This window comes from Chroococcidiopsis sp. SAG 2025 (assembly GCF_032860985.1).
Taxonomy (GTDB): domain Bacteria; phylum Cyanobacteriota; class Cyanobacteriia; order Cyanobacteriales; family Chroococcidiopsidaceae; genus Chroococcidiopsis.
In genome coordinates, this window is the sequence record NZ_JAOCNC010000001.1 from 5,886,274 (window position 1) to 5,902,459 (window position 16,186).

General features: G+C 43.2%; 15 protein-coding genes. 5 read left to right on the plus strand and 10 right to left on the minus strand.

The window, feature by feature from the left end; all coding sequences use genetic code 11:
* Positions 1-164: 164 nt before the first annotated feature.
* Entirely contained in the window at positions 165-2,585 is a 2,421-nt protein-coding gene (locus N4J56_RS28835; protein ID WP_317109603.1) for a sucrose synthase, read from the plus strand.
* Positions 2,586-2,620: 35 nt separating this feature from the next.
* On the opposite strand, the gene N4J56_RS28840 is transcribed toward N4J56_RS28835, so the two are convergent.
* Positions 2,621-4,270, minus strand: a complete 1,650-nt coding sequence (locus tag N4J56_RS28840; RefSeq protein WP_317109605.1) for an alpha-amylase family glycosyl hydrolase — start codon at positions 4,268-4,270, stop codon at positions 2,621-2,623.
* Positions 4,271-4,813: 543 nt separating this feature from the next.
* Here N4J56_RS28840 and N4J56_RS28845 point away from each other — a divergent pair.
* Positions 4,814-5,761 (plus strand): hypothetical protein, encoded by a 948-nt coding sequence (locus tag N4J56_RS28845; protein ID WP_317109606.1) that lies wholly within the window; start codon positions 4,814-4,816, stop codon positions 5,759-5,761.
* A gap of 9 nt (positions 5,762-5,770) precedes the next feature.
* Here N4J56_RS28845 and N4J56_RS28850 read toward each other — a convergent pair whose 3' ends face one another.
* The 9 genes from N4J56_RS28850 to N4J56_RS28890 form a co-directional block, all read right to left on the minus strand.
* Entirely contained in the window at positions 5,771-6,391 is a 621-nt protein-coding gene (locus tag N4J56_RS28850) for a hypothetical protein (RefSeq protein WP_317109607.1), read from the minus strand.
* 174 nt (positions 6,392-6,565) lie between these two features.
* A complete protein-coding gene (locus tag N4J56_RS28855) occupies positions 6,566-7,399 on the minus strand; it encodes a class I SAM-dependent methyltransferase (protein WP_317109608.1) in 834 nt (277 codons plus the stop codon).
* Positions 7,400-7,453: 54 nt separating this feature from the next.
* Entirely contained in the window at positions 7,454-7,729 is a 276-nt protein-coding gene (locus N4J56_RS28860; RefSeq protein WP_410500381.1) for a hypothetical protein, read from the minus strand.
* Positions 7,730-8,130: 401 nt separating this feature from the next.
* A complete protein-coding gene (locus N4J56_RS28865; RefSeq protein ID WP_317109610.1) occupies positions 8,131-9,558 on the minus strand; it encodes a ribulose bisphosphate carboxylase small subunit in 1,428 nt (475 codons plus the stop codon).
* Positions 9,559-9,637: 79 nt separating this feature from the next.
* Positions 9,638-9,835: a hypothetical protein gene (locus N4J56_RS28870; RefSeq protein ID WP_317109611.1), complete on the minus strand. Its 198-nt coding sequence runs from the start codon at positions 9,833-9,835 to the stop codon at positions 9,638-9,640.
* A 34-nt stretch (positions 9,836-9,869) separates the two neighbouring features.
* Positions 9,870-10,097, minus strand: a complete 228-nt coding sequence (locus N4J56_RS28875) for a DUF2887 domain-containing protein (protein ID WP_317109612.1) — start codon at positions 10,095-10,097, stop codon at positions 9,870-9,872.
* A 109-nt stretch (positions 10,098-10,206) separates the two neighbouring features.
* Entirely contained in the window at positions 10,207-10,551 is a 345-nt protein-coding gene (locus tag N4J56_RS28880; protein ID WP_039713444.1) for a ribulose bisphosphate carboxylase small subunit, read from the minus strand.
* A 102-nt stretch (positions 10,552-10,653) separates the two neighbouring features.
* Complete coding sequence (gene rcbX, locus N4J56_RS28885; protein WP_192153648.1) at positions 10,654-11,055, minus strand: RuBisCO chaperone RbcX; 402 nt, start codon at positions 11,053-11,055, stop codon at positions 10,654-10,656.
* A gap of 137 nt (positions 11,056-11,192) precedes the next feature.
* Positions 11,193-12,623 carry a form I ribulose bisphosphate carboxylase large subunit gene (locus N4J56_RS28890; RefSeq protein ID WP_192153647.1) on the minus strand — a complete coding sequence of 477 codons (1,431 nt, stop codon included), beginning with the start codon at positions 12,621-12,623 and terminating at the stop codon, positions 11,193-11,195.
* Positions 12,624-12,899: 276 nt separating this feature from the next.
* On the opposite strand from N4J56_RS28890, the gene panB reads away from it, so the two are divergent.
* The 3 genes from panB to rlmN are packed head-to-tail and all read left to right on the plus strand — an operon-like array spanning position 12,900 to position 15,616.
* Positions 12,900-13,670 (plus strand): 3-methyl-2-oxobutanoate hydroxymethyltransferase, encoded by a 771-nt coding sequence (gene panB, locus N4J56_RS28895; protein WP_317109615.1) that lies wholly within the window; start codon positions 12,900-12,902, stop codon positions 13,668-13,670.
* 50 nt (positions 13,671-13,720) lie between these two features.
* A complete protein-coding gene (locus N4J56_RS28900) occupies positions 13,721-14,407 on the plus strand; it encodes a GNAT family N-acetyltransferase (protein WP_317109616.1) in 687 nt (228 codons plus the stop codon).
* Between the two features lie 36 nt (positions 14,408-14,443).
* Complete coding sequence (rlmN, locus tag N4J56_RS28905; RefSeq protein ID WP_317109618.1) at positions 14,444-15,616, plus strand: 23S rRNA (adenine(2503)-C(2))-methyltransferase RlmN; 1,173 nt, start codon at positions 14,444-14,446, stop codon at positions 15,614-15,616.
* Positions 15,617-16,186: the final 570 nt, after the last annotated feature.

Consider the following 16,186-nt stretch of genomic DNA (forward strand, 5'->3'; position numbering starts at 1 on the left):
GGTGGGTTTAGCAAAAGATCGTCAGTTAAGGCAATAGATCTTCGTTCAAAACCCGCCCGTACGGGAGTCGGGAATAGGGAAAAACGCCCCTCACCAACTACCAACTACCAATTACCAATTACCAATCACCAACTACCAATTACAACATTCTTGGGGAATTTATCATGTCCGAACTGCTGCAAGCTGTTCTCGATAGTGAAGAAAGAAGCGATCTGCGCCAGTTTTTTAGCGAGATTCGCCATCAAGATAAGAAGTACTTGTTGAGAAATGACATTTTGATGTCGTATGTCGAGTATTGCAATAAGTACCAAAAGTCGGCTGAATTTTATAGCGGTTCTTATCTGGGTAAGCTCATTTACTATACCCAAGAAATCATTCTAGAAAATGGTAATCTTTGTTTAATTATCCGCCAAAAAATTGCCAGTCAAGAATTCTACCGAATCACAGAAGATTTGATGGTAGAAGTGCTGACGATACAGGAATTACTCGATGTTCGCGATCGCTTTGTCAACCGCTACCATCCAAATGAAGGGGATATTCTCGAACTCGATTTTGGACCTTTTTACGACTACACTCCAACCATTCGCGACCCGAAAAATATTGGTAAGGGGGTACAGTATCTCAACCGCTATCTTTCCAGCAAATTGTTTCAAGACCCCAGACAATGGTTGGAAAGCATGTTTAACTTCCTCCAGGTACATCAATATGATGGAATTCAACTGCTAATTAATGGCAGAATTAAGTCCCATCAACAATTATCCGATCAAATCAAAAGAGCGATCGCATTTGTGGGCGATCGCCCCAGTGAAGAACCCTACGAAAATTTCAAATTTGACTTACAAATGATGGGGTTTGAACCTGGCTGGGGAAACACGGCGGGGCGAGTACAGGACACTTTAAGTATTCTCGATGAATTGATCGATTCTCCCGATCCGCAAACCCTGGAAGCTTTTATTTCTCGGATTCCGATGATCTTTAAGATCGCCCTTGTTTCGTCCCACGGCTGGTTCGGACAAGAGGGAGTTTTGGGACGACCCGATACAGGGGGTCAGGTGGTATACATCCTCGACCAGGTAAAAAGTTTAGAAAAACAGTTGCAGGAAGATACGACCCTGGCGGGTTTGGACGGGATGAATGTGAAGCCGAAAGTGGTCATTCTCACCCGCTTAATTCCTAATAGCGATGGAACTCTTTGCAATCAAAGATTAGAGAAAGTTTATGGAACGGAAAATGCTTGGATCTTGCGCGTCCCGTTGCGAGAATTCAATCCTAAACTGACACAAAACTGGATCTCGCGGTTTGAGTTATGGCCCTACCTAGAAACTTTCGCGATCGATGCTGAGAAGGAATTACTAGCAGAATTGCATGGAAAACCCGATCTAATTATCGGTAACTATTCTGACGGTAATTTAGTCGCATTCTTACTATCGCGACGGATGAAGATTACTCAGTGTAATATTGCCCACGCGCTAGAAAAGTCTAAATATTTGTTTAGTAATCTGTACTGGCAAGATTTAGAAGATAAATATCACTTCTCGCTCCAATTTACTGCCGATCTGATTGCCATGAATGCGGCTAATTTTGTCATTAGCAGCACCTACCAAGAAATTGTCGGAACTCGTGATAGTGTCGGGCAGTATGAATCCTATAAGTCCTTTACAATGCCAGACTTGTACCACGTTGTCAACGGAGTCGAACTATTCAGCCCTAAATTTAACGTGGTTCCACCTGGTGTGAATGAAAGTTACTACTTCCCATATTCGCGGATGGAAGACCGCGTACAAAGCGATCGCGAACGGGTAGAAGACCTATTATTTACCTTGGACGACCCCGTTCAAGCTTACGGCAAACTTGACGACGCCAGCAAGCGTCCGATTTTCTCGGTAGCCAGGTTAGACCGGATCAAAAACTTAACTGGTTTAGCTGAGTGTTTTGGTAAAAGCGAAGCATTGCAAGAACATTGCAATTTAATCTTAATTGCTGGGAAATTGCGCGTTGAAGAATCGGAAGACAACGAAGAGAAGGATGAAATTGTCAAGCTTTACAGCATCATCGACCAGTACAATTTGCATGGCAAGATTCGCTGGTTAGGGGTACGCTTGCCTAAATCTGCTTCTGGGGAAGTTTATCGGGTCATTGCTGACCGTCACGGTATTTTCGTGCAGCCAGCGTTATTTGAAGCTTTCGGCTTAACTGTATTAGAGGCGATGATTTCTGGTTTACCGACTTTTGCTACTCAGTTCGGGGGACCGCTAGAAATCATTCAAGATAAGGTAAATGGTTTCTACATCAACCCAACGCATCTAGAGGAAACAGCCGATAAAATTTTGGAATTTGTGACGAAATGCGAACAAAATCCTAATTATTGGTATGAAATCTCCACGCGGGGAATTGACCGAGTTTACAGCACTTATACTTGGAAAATTCATACTACGCGCCTGTTATCTCTGGCACGAATTTACGGTTTCTGGAATTTTATTTCCAAAGAAAACCGCGAAGACTTGTTGCGTTATCTTGAGGCTTTATTCTATTTAATTTATCGTCCAAGGGCGCAACAATTACTGGAACAACACATGCATCGTTAAATTTGTCGGGTGCGTTAACAACGCACCCTACCTTACTACTGCCAAACAAAAACTTTGGCTTCGTAAGGACCAATATCCAGCAGCATATCTTCCCCAGATTCGAGGTCGTAATTACCCGTCCATTCGTGCCATTTTCCAGCAGCAGGGAAGTTATCGACGCGATATCCAGCTAAAAAGTTTTCTGAGAAATTAGCAATAACAACTACGCGGGAACCTTCATCGTTCCAACGAGTGTAAGCTACGACTTTAGCTTCTGGATTTTCGTGGAAGAAGTCGATATTTTCCGTGTAAAGTGCGTGGTTGTGCTTGCGGAGGTTAATTAATCCTTTGTAGTATTCAAATAAGTTGCGATTGAGATCGTTGCCCAGCAGTCCCCACTCGATTTTGGCAGATTCAGTTGTTTTCGGCTTATATTCGCCAAACTCCTCACCCATCCAAATTAAGGGAACGCCAACAGCTGTCATTAATAAGGCAACTCCCAGTTTAATTCGTCTAAAGGCTTCTTCGTCAAAGATTTGGCGATCGCCAAACTCTACCATCAAATGGTTGTGGTCGTGGTTGGTCAGGTAATTGACAACATTAGTTGCACCCATGAAACCCTGACGCTTGCAGTCAATAACATCTTTGAGTCGTTCTAAATCGAAGGTGTCACCGCAAATGTGCGCCAAAACATCGTGATAAAAACTATCATGCCAGCAACCATCCATTGGACCATCTACATTAGTAATGGATGTTGTTTCGGGAATGTGTTCGGCAACAGTATAGAAAGGCTTCATGCTAGCTTTTTGCTTGGCTTCATTTACTATCCAATGCATGAAGTCGTAGTTATCAATTTGCCTTGCAGCATCGAAGCGAATGCCGTCAATATGATATTCTTCTACCCAAAATCGCACGTTGTCGCCAATAAATTTCCGTGCTGGATAAGTTTCTAAATTTTCGTCGTAGTGTTCGTAATTAAACTCTGGTCCCCAGTTATTATCAGGGTCGCGGGGTTCGTGATGATACCAATAATCGTGGTCGATTTGAGTGAGCGGACTTTCTGCTTCTGAGTGGTTGTAAATCCCATCCATGATAACGCGAATGCCTTTTGCATGGCATTCATCGATCAGTTTTTTCAATCCTTCTGTAGAACCGTAGCTGGATTCTGTGGCGAAAAAGTGACGGGGATTGTATCCCCAGCTATGATCTCCAGGGTATTCTTTGACTGGCATCAATTCAATTGCGTTAACACCAAGTTCGCACAGGTAGTCTAACTTTTCGATCGCATGTTTGTATTTACCGCGTGCGTGAGGGTCGTCTTCACCACCAGAAAAATCGCCAACGTGCATTTCATATATTACCAACTCGCGATCGCTCGGTAATGGCTTGTCATCGTGTTGCCATACATAAGTATCCAGAATCCGCTGTCCATCTTTTACCCGCACTACTGCATTCTGCGTTGGGTTATCGATATCTGTAGCATAAGGATCGATAACATCTACCCATTGGTCGGGTTCAAAGAACCAAGATTTAGACTGGACGCGAAACTTATATTGATATACGCCATCTTCTAATTCAACTTTTGTCCGAAAGTACCCGTCTTTACCTTTTTCCATCGGTATCTCTTCCCAATTGGAAAAGCAGCCAATTAGCTTCGCACCTTTGTTATATGGAGCAAATAAAGTAAATTCTATTGGGCTTGCCATGATTTTTTTAATACAGTGACGAACAACCGTATTGTCTTACGCGCAAACAGAGTTTGAAAATCATTCACGGGATAGAAGATAAGTTAATCTACCTTCCTCCCCAAGATATACGAGCGAATGATTCTTTTCAGGCAAGTCCCAAAAATTGATGAATTAACTGAGTGTTCGATCGCATCTCTATCAAGTTTATGAAAAATCTCAATCCTATCTCCATCAACTGTACTTCTTCAGATATATGCCTAGAGCTAGAGTTTGAAGTGGAGCGCGATCGCGCTCCAAAATATTTGTTAAGATATGTGTAGTTGTTAATACAGACTTACATTTTATTTAACTTTAAATTTTCATTATTTAGATAGAACTGTGTTTTGTCTTGCGGTAGAGGGTGAGTAAACTGTAACAAAGCTAACCTAAAAATTAGGAAAGGAAATAGTTGGAGCTTTCCCGATCTAAACCAAATTATTTTCAGCCAAATTATGGCGCTTGTACTGAATTAAAATTTCAGATGATGCGGCTAGAATAGACCTGATTTTTTCTAAAAATCCTATGCAGCTAGAATCCCTAAATAAAAGTTACAAAAGTAACAATATACCTGCGATCGAATTTCCCTTAGTCTTTTCTAGCTTTAGAAATGGATTGTGGCTGTTTGGAATTCCTTCCTGGTTATTTGGTATTGTCGATCGCAGTTTTGCCGCTTTTACTGATGGATATGTCTCTTCTATAGAGCTGGTACACTTATTTACAGCTTCTTTTTTCTTACTAGGCTGGATTTATCTCAAACCTGAAGAAAGCTCAAATATTGGTGGAATTGGTGCAGTCAGAAGTTATGCAATTGAGGCACGAAACTCTATAGATGAGTATAGCTTACACGCGACCACAGCTAGAATGTCAGAGCTGCAAGAGCAACATGTCATTCGTCAAGAATATATCTTACCCTTTCATTACATTTGCCAAATTTACCATCTTTTAAATCTCAAGCACTTAGAGACAATCCACCATTTCAGTCTTAACAACCTTAAAGTGATTGGAGTTAGTCAAATTCAGCCGACACAAAGCGGGGGAATGGTAAGATTTCAAACTGTGTTAGATTCACCTGCTAACGTGTTACGAATTTGGCGACAACCAATAGTCGAAGTAGGATTAACTCTACATACTCCGTATACGGTAGAGTTGAGTATTCCGGTTTATAACCAGCGATACATTACAGTTTTGTTCAACGTCATTCCCGTTGGTGCTAACGAGCATAAGCTAATTATCGATATCTACAGCAATCTCAATTGGCCGCGACCGTTATTGCAAGTCGTGTTGCATTTTGCCGCTTGTTTGACTTTGTTTGAAGATTTACCTTATTTGCAAAGAATCGCCCAGAAAAAAGTACATCATCTCGTCAATCTCAAAGGAATCTCCGAACGAGATACGATGTGGTTGTATCGAAGATTTGTGAAATTACATGGTGCGCGTCAAGTACTAAGCTTACCTGAAGCAAAGGCTTAAATATACGTGTTAATAAATCTCTTTCCAAGCTGCTACAGTACTCTTCCCGATTTCGCTATCTACAATTTCTCCGCTTTCCGTCACCAATCGAATGCCAATATTTTCACTTGGGGAGTTTTTCAAGGCAGAGGCTAAATCTGGTTTGACGCGAAACCTACTATTATCTCCTTCTAGTTGAAAAACGCGATCGCCTACTTTGATATATAGATTGGCAATTCCCAAAGCTGCGTTTGCGGTTAAACAGTCTCTACTGATACGATGGTCAAACCAGCCATGTCCGAAGCTACAGTCGCGATCGCTATAAGCTAATAAGAAGCGTACCGAATCATTCCGCCAGAGGCTAACGACTTGTATTCTGGCGTTAGTATTTAGAATGCGTCGATAAAAGAAGTTTTTATCGAAAATACCCACATACTCTCCCTCAAACGGATCGATAATTCTGACAGGTTGCGACCACGGCACATCAATCCCTGGATCTAAAGCTGCCGATCGCACGATCGGGAGTTCTTGGGAAATCGCAGATGGAATAGAGATATATACTGTAGCGATCGCTAGAGACGCAAAACATAATTTGACCGCTTGACGCTTCAGCGAACGTCTAAAAACGCAAGTTAGGCTGATGGAAGACATAGAGTAATACCAGAAAGTAAGCTATTTTCACTCTAGTACTTTCATTGTAGTCTTCTCCTTCTTCATCAAGCTGAACCATTGCCACCGATATCAACTTAGTACAAGTTGTCAGTTTTTCTATTAGGGTGGGCAATGTCCATCTTACGCTTGAGTTTCACTCAAAAACTATAATTTTTAAGCTATCTCAACTCGTAAAATTCGACCAGATGTTTTGTATAAAGGTACTAAGATTGGAGTTAGGTATTTCAACCACCACGGTTGCAAACGGTGGGGATATTTGGCAAATTCGGTTAAATAATAAATTTCCTCTTTAACTCTAATTCCTGCATTCCAAGTTTCTAGTTCTTGAGAATTGTCAATTCCCCAGCTAAATTGAGCGTTGGTTTTCGATACTGTATCGTGAGCTTGAGTATTCTTTGCTCGTTTAGAACTCAGCACGTCAAAAAGCATCTCAGATGGAGAAAAATGCTGGTGAATCTGCTGAAATAAGGTTCGTACTTCCGATCCTGTCAGATACATACTAACCCCTTCCATAACCATTAATACAGGTCGATTTTCTGCTCGATTAATTCTAGAAATCCATGCAGCATCTAAAAGCGAACTCGAAATTAACTGATAGCGATCGCTCGGCGCGACTAACTTGCATTTAAGTTCGATGACTTCAGGAAAATCCACCTCATACCATTGCACCTCACCGTTATCGACACGGAAAAATCGCGTGCAAAGTCCCGCACCTAAATTCACCACAATAGCTTTAGGATGAGATTGTAGAAAATTTGAGACAGCGCGATCGTAAACTCTGGCACGAATAGCACAACCTAGTTGGGATACCCATCCTTGACTATATTTCTCAAAGTCATAGTCTAACTTTTCGGCAATTTCTACTGCTTTTTCATCCTTGAGGATAGCATCTGAGCGCAGCGTTTCTATGGAACGGGCATATAGTGTAATTGTCAACGTTTCAGCCACACCTGTGAGTTTAGCTGTCGATTCTTTTACTTGACTCATAATCTTTTTGATGCTGGAAAGTTGGCTAGAGCTTTCGCGATCGCAAGTTTCAATCTATTCAAATTTATGCTGACATTGACGGCAAGCATGACATGGCTGAGTTCTGGGTTCAAAGTCGCGACAGCCAATTGCTGCTTCCGTACAGGCATTTATTGGGTTTACGGTGCATTTGAGCCGATAGTCGTTGGTAAAAAAGGCACACCCAGAACAGGGAATTTGATGTAGTGTTTTGATGCGATCGCTGGCTTTTTCAATGGAAAAGATAGCGCTCACACAAGCGCCAATTGTCATTACCCAAGCACAACAAGCAAGAAAAATTATCATTAACACTGAATTCCTATAGTTGATGTCTTGTCACGAGTGAGCTGCATTCCAAGATTTTTTGGAAATTGAACCCAAATAGACTGAGACAAAGGCAAATGAATTTTACGTGTCAGCCAGAATCTGGCTCACCGCACTTTTGGAATATTCAAATTTTATTGATAACTAGTTTCAATAAATCTGTTATATATAAAACTTAACACTTACCAACTGAACTCATACTGATACCATGCCGCTAAAACTACAGACGAGCTTCTATAGCCGCCCTTGGAAGGGGGATTGGGGAATCTCTTCTGCCTAGTCACAAGTAAATCAGTATAAGTCGCGCGTGCCAAACTCCAGCGATCGTAACAAATTAGGCGCTACAGCTAACTGTGCGCCTACAAACGTATTGCACTGAAATAAGAAAACTATTCCGGTCGGTGGATAATTGTTTCCATCACCCGGCGCTTTGTTCTTGGCTCAATACCAAATATCCGCAAATACTCATTTTGATATTCAGACAAATTGACTTCGAGCGCAGTAATTGCTTCTGATTCACCTACAATACTTTGACCGCAACTCTTCCAAGAATTAGTCCGAAATCGGCGTTTATCTACGTGTTCGATACCAATGTGGTAGCCTTGCGCTATTAAATTTCGTACTTGCTCCAAAGTTTGTAAGCCAATTTGAGTTGATATTACCTCATTGTGACGATTATTATGAACTGGAGGCTCGTAAGATTCAACTGAGTTGACGACTCCACTACTAGCTTGGGGCAATTGAATACTTTCATTGACAAATCGATTCCCAGATTGCCAAACAGGAAGAGGCGTTTGTGTAGGTGAATAATTTTTTACTGGATTCTTTGCGGATTCTGCACCATTACCAGAGGACGAAGTTTCAATTTCTTGCTGCGATGATTTCGGTTTTTCTGGTGGCGCTGGAGGAGTATATTCTCTAAAATACCTGTTTCCATCTAAAGCTCGATTATACTCTTTGACTAGCTGAGAACTCTGTACTTGTTGCTGCTCTTTCACCATCAAGTTACCCATGTCAATCAAACGGGATAGATTGAATTTGGGCTTGCTAAATTCCGGTGGTCGATCGGCACTATTTACAACTCTTCTCGATACCTGCTCTATACCAATTTTGAAGATAAAGTCGCGAATTTGCTCGTCGTAAATTCTAGAACGCAGGGCGCTAAAGAAATCGACTGACTGGTTGGAGAAAGTATCAACTAACTGCTCTATCTCCCGTGATGAGAGTCCGTCATCTGAATAAATTCCAGCAACGATACCGACTTTATCACTGCGATCGGGTTGCCAGTAAAATTTTTCCATCCTACCATCTCGAATTAATGGCGCGTATAGAGTGGAAAAATCATTACCTGTAACAATAATTGGGACGCGATGTAAAGGTGTTTCGTCGTAACTACCAGGTAATTGTACGTTAGTTGGATTATCCGCAATATTCATCAACGTAGCGTTTACCAACTGAGTATTCACCGTATACTGAGTGCCTTCATCAAATCGTCCTGCGCCTGCATCGAGATCGTTAATCATGATGGCGCACATTTTACCCCGCACGCGGATCAATTCTGCTGTCTCTCGATAGCGCAGACGCAGCAAACGCGAAGGATCTCCAGCATCGGGGCTTTCCAATTCACCACCAGAAATATGAGTAATTTCTATCCCCATCTTCTCGAATACTAAATCGCACTGAAAAGATTTTCCCTCGCCTTTACGCCCGTGAACGCCTAAAATCAACGGTACGCGAATACCAGGAATATTTAAATAATTCTTGGTGATAAATACAGCGATTTTTTCGAGAAAACGAGGTGCAATGTAGTAATTCATGAATCTATCAGATAGGTCGAGCCGCTTAATTTTATCTTAAGTTTTTTTTGGTTGTTGCGATCGCTTTTTCTCGATCTACTTAAGATTGCTGCTGTGCAAGTTTTCTCACAGCATCTATGTCTAATTGCAGTTGTTCGGCAATCTGTTCTACTGTTAATCCTGCTTTCAACAACAGGGGTACTGCTGTCAGTTTACCTTCTGCTCGACCCTGCTCAAGACCTTCCTGCACGGCTTCTTGATAAACCTTAGTCTGTTTTAGTTCGTTCAGCCCCAACATCGCTTCAATTTCCTCCCTACTCAAGTCTGGAAATTTATAAACGAATACAGTTTCTAAAACCAATGAGCTGCAATAAACTTAGTCCCAAAGATAGATTTTCAGATTCACCTAATTCATCTAAATAAATTCGTTGAAATTGGGGACTAGATGCAAATACTCGGTAATGTCTGGGTAAACCTGGATCTAAGCTGCGTCTGGTAAAGATTAAAATAGCTTGCCAGTCATAAACTGGTTGGTAGTAGAATAGGCTGTCTGTTTGCAAGTTGCGATGCCGAAGGCGGTTTGCGAAGCAACCATCGCATTCAAAAAATCCATAAAAGGAGAGGTAGAATCTACCCCTCCTTTCAAAACACTTTAACTATTTCTAGTTTTTAGTAGTATCTACTGCCACTGCTGTTGGGTTTGTGAACCAAGAAGCTGAGGATTTGACACTGCTTGACGTTATCGAAACCAACGATCCGAATATAGCAGTTGGAATACTGAGAACGGCAGGCTTGAACTTCATTCAATACTTCTTGAGTGCTTCCAGCTCCAAACAAAGGCAACTTCCACATTGTCCAATAACACTCTGTTGGTTCAGAGGTTTCGTTGAACTCAATTGCCGGAATATATCCTTGACTGAGAATGTACTGAATTTGTCGATTAATTTGAGCGTCAGTTAGAGGCGGCAAATAAGATAAAGTTTCGTAGCGCCGCTCTTTTGGTAGGGTTTGCATGGATTATCTCTGTGGGTTGCTGAAAAGTTGATGATTGTCATTTGTCATTTGTCATTTGTCATTTGTTGTAGAAATAACTAGTAACCAATAACTAATGACGATTTAAGGACTATCCAGATTGGTTTCTGGGGTAGTTTGAGGCTCAGAATCAAGGCTAGGATTTGTTTCTAGTTGCGTAATCCGCTCTAGATGCTGCTTGCGGTGTTGCATGTTGGCTTGCTGAATCCCAGCACGTACCATCTCAGGTAAGAAATCAGCCACTTCCTCCGCTAAATGTTCTCTGACAGTCATGATTCGCAATGCCAAATCTGGCTTTTCTCGAAACAAATTTTCTATGTACGCTTCGCCGTCCTGTATTCTGTCAGTCGCAGAAAAGCGATGCAGCCATAGTGCCAGAGGAGGGTTAGTTTCACCAATTTGCGCCAACACCGTTCTTACTGCCTGATAAGTCAGGTAGCTTTGCAGCGTCTTGGCTGTGTCCTTCGCAATTCGCTTTATATCCATGCTTGACCCCAGCCTTTGTAGAGTTATGAGGTATGAGTCGCGAGTTTTGAGTATTCTAACTCACTCACCACTACGCAGCTAATGTCGGCGAGGTGTCCTCGCCGCCCGCTGCTTCACCACTCACCACTCACCACTGATTAGAGGGTATCAACTGCCTTGAACTCGAACTTGATTTCCTTCCACAGTTCGCAAGCAACAGCCAACTCAGGCGACCACTTAGCAGCTTCGCGAATTACATCGTTACCTTCGCGGGCCAAGTCGCGTCCTTCGTTACGAGCTTGAACGCAAGCTTCTAGAGCTACGCGGTTAGCAGTTGCACCAGGAGCGTTACCCCAAGGGTGACCGAGCGTACCACCACCGAACTGCAAGCAGGAATCATCACCGAAGATTTCTACTAGCGCTGGCATATGCCAAATGTGGATACCACCAGAAGCTACTGGCATTACACCAGGCATGGAAGCCCAATCTTGAGTGAAGAAAATACCGCGAGAACGGTCTTCTTCAACATAGTTTTCGCGCATCAGGTCAACGAAGCCCATTGTGATGCCGCGTTCGCCTTCCAGCTTACCTACTACTGTTCCAGAGTGTAGGTGGTCGCCACCAGACATCCGCAAACACTTAGCCAATACGCGGAAGTGAATACCGTGGTTTCTTTGACGGTCGATTACGGCGTGCATAGCACGGTGAATGTGGAGCAACAAACCATTATCGCGGCAATACTTCGCCAAAGTAGTGTTAGCTGTAAAACCACCAGTTAGGTAGTCGTGCATGATGATTGGAGTACCGAGTTCTTTAGCAAACTCAGCCCGCTTCATCATTTCTTCGCAGGTAGGGGCAGTAACGTTAAGGTAATGTCCCTTAACTTCGCCTGTCTCTGCTTGTGCCTTCTCAATTGCTTCTTGGACGAACAGGAAGCGATCGCGCCAACGCATGAAAGGCTGAGAGTTAATATTCTCGTCGTCTTTTGTGAAGTCTAGACCACCGCGCAAGCACTCGTATACAGCCCGACCGTAGTTTTTTGCCGATAGACCGAGTTTGGGCTTAATCGTACAACCCAATAGCGGACGACCGTACTTGTTCAGTTTGTCGCGCTCAACTTGGATACCGTGGGGAGGTCCTTGGAATGTCTTCAGGTATGCGACAGGAATTCTCATGTCTTCCAGACGCAGAGCTTTAAGGGCTTTGAAACCAAATACGTTACCTACAATTGAGGTCAACATATTGGTAACGGAACCTTCCTCAAATAAGTCGAGAGGATAAGCAACAAAGCAGAAGAACTGGTTATCTTCACCTGGTACTGGCTCAATGTAATAACAACGACCTTTGTAGCGGTCTAGGTCGGTTAACAAGTCCGTCCATACAGTCGTCCACGTACCAGTGGAGGATTCAGCAGCTACAGCCGCGCCAGCCTCTTCTGGAGGGACTCCAGGCTGAGGGGAGACGCGGAAACAAGCCAGAACGTCTGTATCTTTAGGAGTGTAATCGGGGGTGTAATAAGTTAGTCGGTAATCTTTAACCCCTGCCTGGTAGCCCGATTTGGTCTGGGTTCTCGTTTGCGCGTAAGACATATTTTTCTTCCAAGAGTCAGTCTCTTCCACTCGCCAGTTGGGAAGTCTATTTCTTGCCAACTAGCTCGGTTTTTAACAATATATCAAGAATTGAATTAGTTAAAATTTAAATGTACTGTACACATTTATAAAAATTTATTATTAAACTTGTATTTTATTAATTTTTTTGTTACAAAACTGCCGAATGTATCTGAAATAGTGTCTAGCAGGGAGCAGAGAAAGAAAATACTTCTCGCTACCCACAAATGACAAACGACCAATGACAAATGACAAATTATGCCAATCACAACCCAGCAACTAATTCAATGGAAACAACAAGGGCGGACAATTGTTGCTCTAACTGCATGGGATTACACGTCAGGGCGATTATTAGATGCGGCGGGAGTGGATTTGATTTTGGTGGGCGATTCTCTAGCAGTGATGCTGGGCTACGAGACTACAATACCCCTGACATTGGAAGAAATGTTACACCACGCTAAGGCTGTGCGCCGAGGCGTGAAACGAGCGTTGGTAGTATTCGATTTGCCGTTTTTGACGTATCAGGAAAGCTTTCAGCAAGCAATGCATTCGGCAGGAAGGGCATTGAAAGAAGCAGGGGCGCAGGCTGTAAAGATTGAGGGCGGACATCCGGCGATTATAGAAACTGTATCACACTTGGTACAGGCAGGAGTTCCAGTAATGGGACATATTGGTTTGACACCCCAATCGATCCATCAGTTGGGATTGAAGCAGCAGGGAAAGACACCCACCGCCGGAGAGAAACTTATTGCTGAGGCGATCGCCCTTGAAGCAGCAGGAGCCTTTAGCATTGTCTTAGAACACATACCATCCGATTTAGCCGCACAAATTAGCCACAAGCTGACGATTCCTACTATAGGTATTGGTGCTGGTTCTGAATGTGACGGACAAGTATTAGTCACTTCCGATGTGTTGGGCTTATCCGAACGACAGCCGCCCTTTGCCAAAGTCTATGTAAACTTAAGTGAAGCGATCGCTCGGGCAGTGCAAGATTATGCTGCTGAGGTAAGAGAGCATAAATTTCCATAGGAATTCTTTCTATCGATCGTATGGAAACTAGTTATGACCGTGATTTTGCAATGTCTCTACCCGATACTCCACGTTGGGTAGAAACTCGTTCGCTGTTGCTTTCCGGTGAAGGTGAAATTTTTGGCGTGGATGAAACAACAGGAAAACTAAATTTTATCGTTTGTAGCCCAACTCAAAAATTAATTTGTGTAGTTGGCTATCCCAACCAAAAAGCTGTAGAAAAAGCTGTTACTACTGTAGGGGAAGAAAGTACTATTATTGCAGCACCAGAAAGTAGTAACTATATTACTCAAGTTTTACCAAACTGGCGATCGCAATTAGCATGGCTGCATACACTCCCCGATTCTTGCAAGTTACCTGAAGTTCCTCCAGGGAAGGTACGCTTACTTTCTGCAGATGAAATTGGCAATTTAAAGCATCTACCACCGGAACTACAAACAGAATTAGCAATCGCCTCTGATGCTTCCCCAATTGCCGCTACCATAGCTGATGGTGTTCCAGTTTCGTTCTGCTACGCCGCCCAAACCGAAACTTTATGGGATATATCAATTGGCACATTAGCAGAATACAGAAATCGCGGCTATGCAGCTTTGTGTGTTGCTTATATGGTGAAATATATGCATCAAAAAGGTAAACAGCCAATTTGGGGTGCAGAAGAGTCCAATTTACCCTCGATGAAACTAGCAGCTAAACTCGGATTTATCCCCGTCGATCGCCTCATATTGTTGCACCAATAAGCTACCGTCGTATAGTGAGCTGAGATTTGCAAAATTATGGTCAATAGTAATACCGATAGGAGACAAGGGAGACAAGGGGGACAAGGAGGACAAGGGGACAAGGGGACAAGGGGACAAGGAAGCAATTCTAACCACCAGCCACTAGCCACCAGCCACTCACCCGACTCCCGACTCCCAACTCCCGACTCCCCCTTATTAGGCTTAAATCAAGCCCAACTAACCGCCTGGGTACGATCGCAAGGACAGCCAGCATATCGCGGACAGCAGCTATACGATTGGATTTACCACAAAGGAGCGCGATCGCTATCCGAGATCTCGGTTTTTCCTAAACAATGGCGTAATGATATAGCCGATGTTTCAATTGGGCGATCGCAAATTCATCATCGCACTGTCGCCCCTGATGAAACTGTCAAATACTTACTTCAACTTGCAGACAATCAAATCGTTGAAACTGTAGGTATCCCAACTGACAAGCGCCTTACCGTATGCGTCTCGACTCAAGTAGGTTGTCCGATGGCTTGCGACTTCTGCGCCACGGGTAAAGGGGGCTTTCGTCGCAACCTCGCCCCGCATGAAATTATCGATCAAGTTCTGACAGTCCAATCCGACTTTCAACGGCGCGTCAGCCACATTGTTTTTATGGGTATGGGCGAACCCTTGCTAAATACAGAAAATGTCGTGGCGGCGATTCAATCTCTGAACCAAGATGTGGGTATCGGACAGCGTTGCATGACTCTTTCTACTGTGGGAATTCCAGGGCGAATTCTTAAACTTGCTAAATACCAACTACAAGTTACCTTAGCGGTTAGCCTTCACGCCTCTAACCAAGCTACCAGAGAAAAACTCATTCCCAGCGCCCAAAAGTATTCTCTCCATGACTTACTGTCAGAATGCCGCGAGTACGTGCGTTTAACGGGTCGTCGCGTCACATTTGAATATGTCTTACTCGCTGGGGTGAATGATGGCATAAAACAAGCAGCTGAGCTAGCCCAGCTGCTACGAGGTTTTCAAAGTCACGTTAACCTAATTCCTTATAATCCCATTCAAGAAGCAGATTATCAGCGACCGAGTTCAAGTCAAATTCAGGCTTTTGTTAACGTCCTGAAGCAGCAACAGATCGCTGTGAGCGTCCGCTATTCCCGTGGATTGGAAGCAGAGGCGGCTTGCGGTCAACTACGGGCGCAGCAGCTACAGCCTTCATTGGGTTAATCCCCGGCGCATATGCTTCAATAACTTTTCCTGTACGAGCGCACGTCACCATGAGATAGTCACAGCTATTGCATTGCGTGCGCGTTAGTTCGCTACTTAATATATAAAATCTTTCTGCTTCGCTGCCACAGTTGGAGCATCTAATCTGTTGTTTTATTTGCATTTGACAAACCTTTTGAGCCTAAGAATTTTTAAGAAAGAAGAAATAAAAACTGGAAGGTCAATCGAATATATAGTTTGGAACGCGGGTGTTGAAATCTAGATAGTCGATCCAGCTAGGTTTTGTCCGAGACGGTCATCTTTTTTTCGTTCCGATCTATATTCTCGCAAGATTTCAGCTCAGTATCCATGCCACTTTTGGTAGAAAATATAAAAAGTTTTCGTGGACACTACTTCGATTTGCTGCGATCCCCATGGTGAATCCTTTGATTTTGTAACTTAGATAACAGTGTAAACAGACTTTCTAATGGCAGTGAGCGTTGACTCACTACTAAGATAATCGGTAAACCGATCCCCGAGTCCAATCAATAATTTGACTCACGATCGGGTTTTCTCCTATCAATTTTTAAC

What these genes read in the sequence shown, in the direction of transcription:
- N4J56_RS28835 (WP_317109603.1), top strand. Translation starts at nt 165, where the DNA reads ATGTCCGAACTGCTGCAAGCTGTTCTCGATAGTGAAGAAAGAAGCGAT.
- N4J56_RS28840 (WP_317109605.1), bottom strand. Translation starts at nt 4,270, where the DNA reads ATGGCAAGCCCAATAGAATTTACTTTATTTGCTCCATATAACAAAGGT.
- N4J56_RS28845 (WP_317109606.1), top strand. Translation starts at nt 4,814, where the DNA reads ATGCAGCTAGAATCCCTAAATAAAAGTTACAAAAGTAACAATATACCT.
- N4J56_RS28850 (WP_317109607.1), bottom strand. Translation starts at nt 6,391, where the DNA reads ATGTCTTCCATCAGCCTAACTTGCGTTTTTAGACGTTCGCTGAAGCGT.
- N4J56_RS28855 (WP_317109608.1), bottom strand. Translation starts at nt 7,399, where the DNA reads ATGAGTCAAGTAAAAGAATCGACAGCTAAACTCACAGGTGTGGCTGAA.
- N4J56_RS28865 (WP_317109610.1), bottom strand. Translation starts at nt 9,558, where the DNA reads ATGAATTACTACATTGCACCTCGTTTTCTCGAAAAAATCGCTGTATTT.
- N4J56_RS28870 (WP_317109611.1), bottom strand. Translation starts at nt 9,835, where the DNA reads ATGTTGGGGCTGAACGAACTAAAACAGACTAAGGTTTATCAAGAAGCC.
- N4J56_RS28880 (WP_039713444.1), bottom strand. Translation starts at nt 10,551, where the DNA reads ATGCAAACCCTACCAAAAGAGCGGCGCTACGAAACTTTATCTTATTTG.
- rcbX (WP_192153648.1), bottom strand. Translation starts at nt 11,055, where the DNA reads ATGGATATAAAGCGAATTGCGAAGGACACAGCCAAGACGCTGCAAAGC.
- N4J56_RS28890 (WP_192153647.1), bottom strand. Translation starts at nt 12,623, where the DNA reads ATGTCTTACGCGCAAACGAGAACCCAGACCAAATCGGGCTACCAGGCA.
- panB (WP_317109615.1), top strand. Translation starts at nt 12,900, where the DNA reads ATGCCAATCACAACCCAGCAACTAATTCAATGGAAACAACAAGGGCGG.
- N4J56_RS28900 (WP_317109616.1), top strand. Translation starts at nt 13,721, where the DNA reads ATGTCTCTACCCGATACTCCACGTTGGGTAGAAACTCGTTCGCTGTTG.
- rlmN (WP_317109618.1), top strand. Translation starts at nt 14,444, where the DNA reads ATGGTCAATAGTAATACCGATAGGAGACAAGGGAGACAAGGGGGACAA.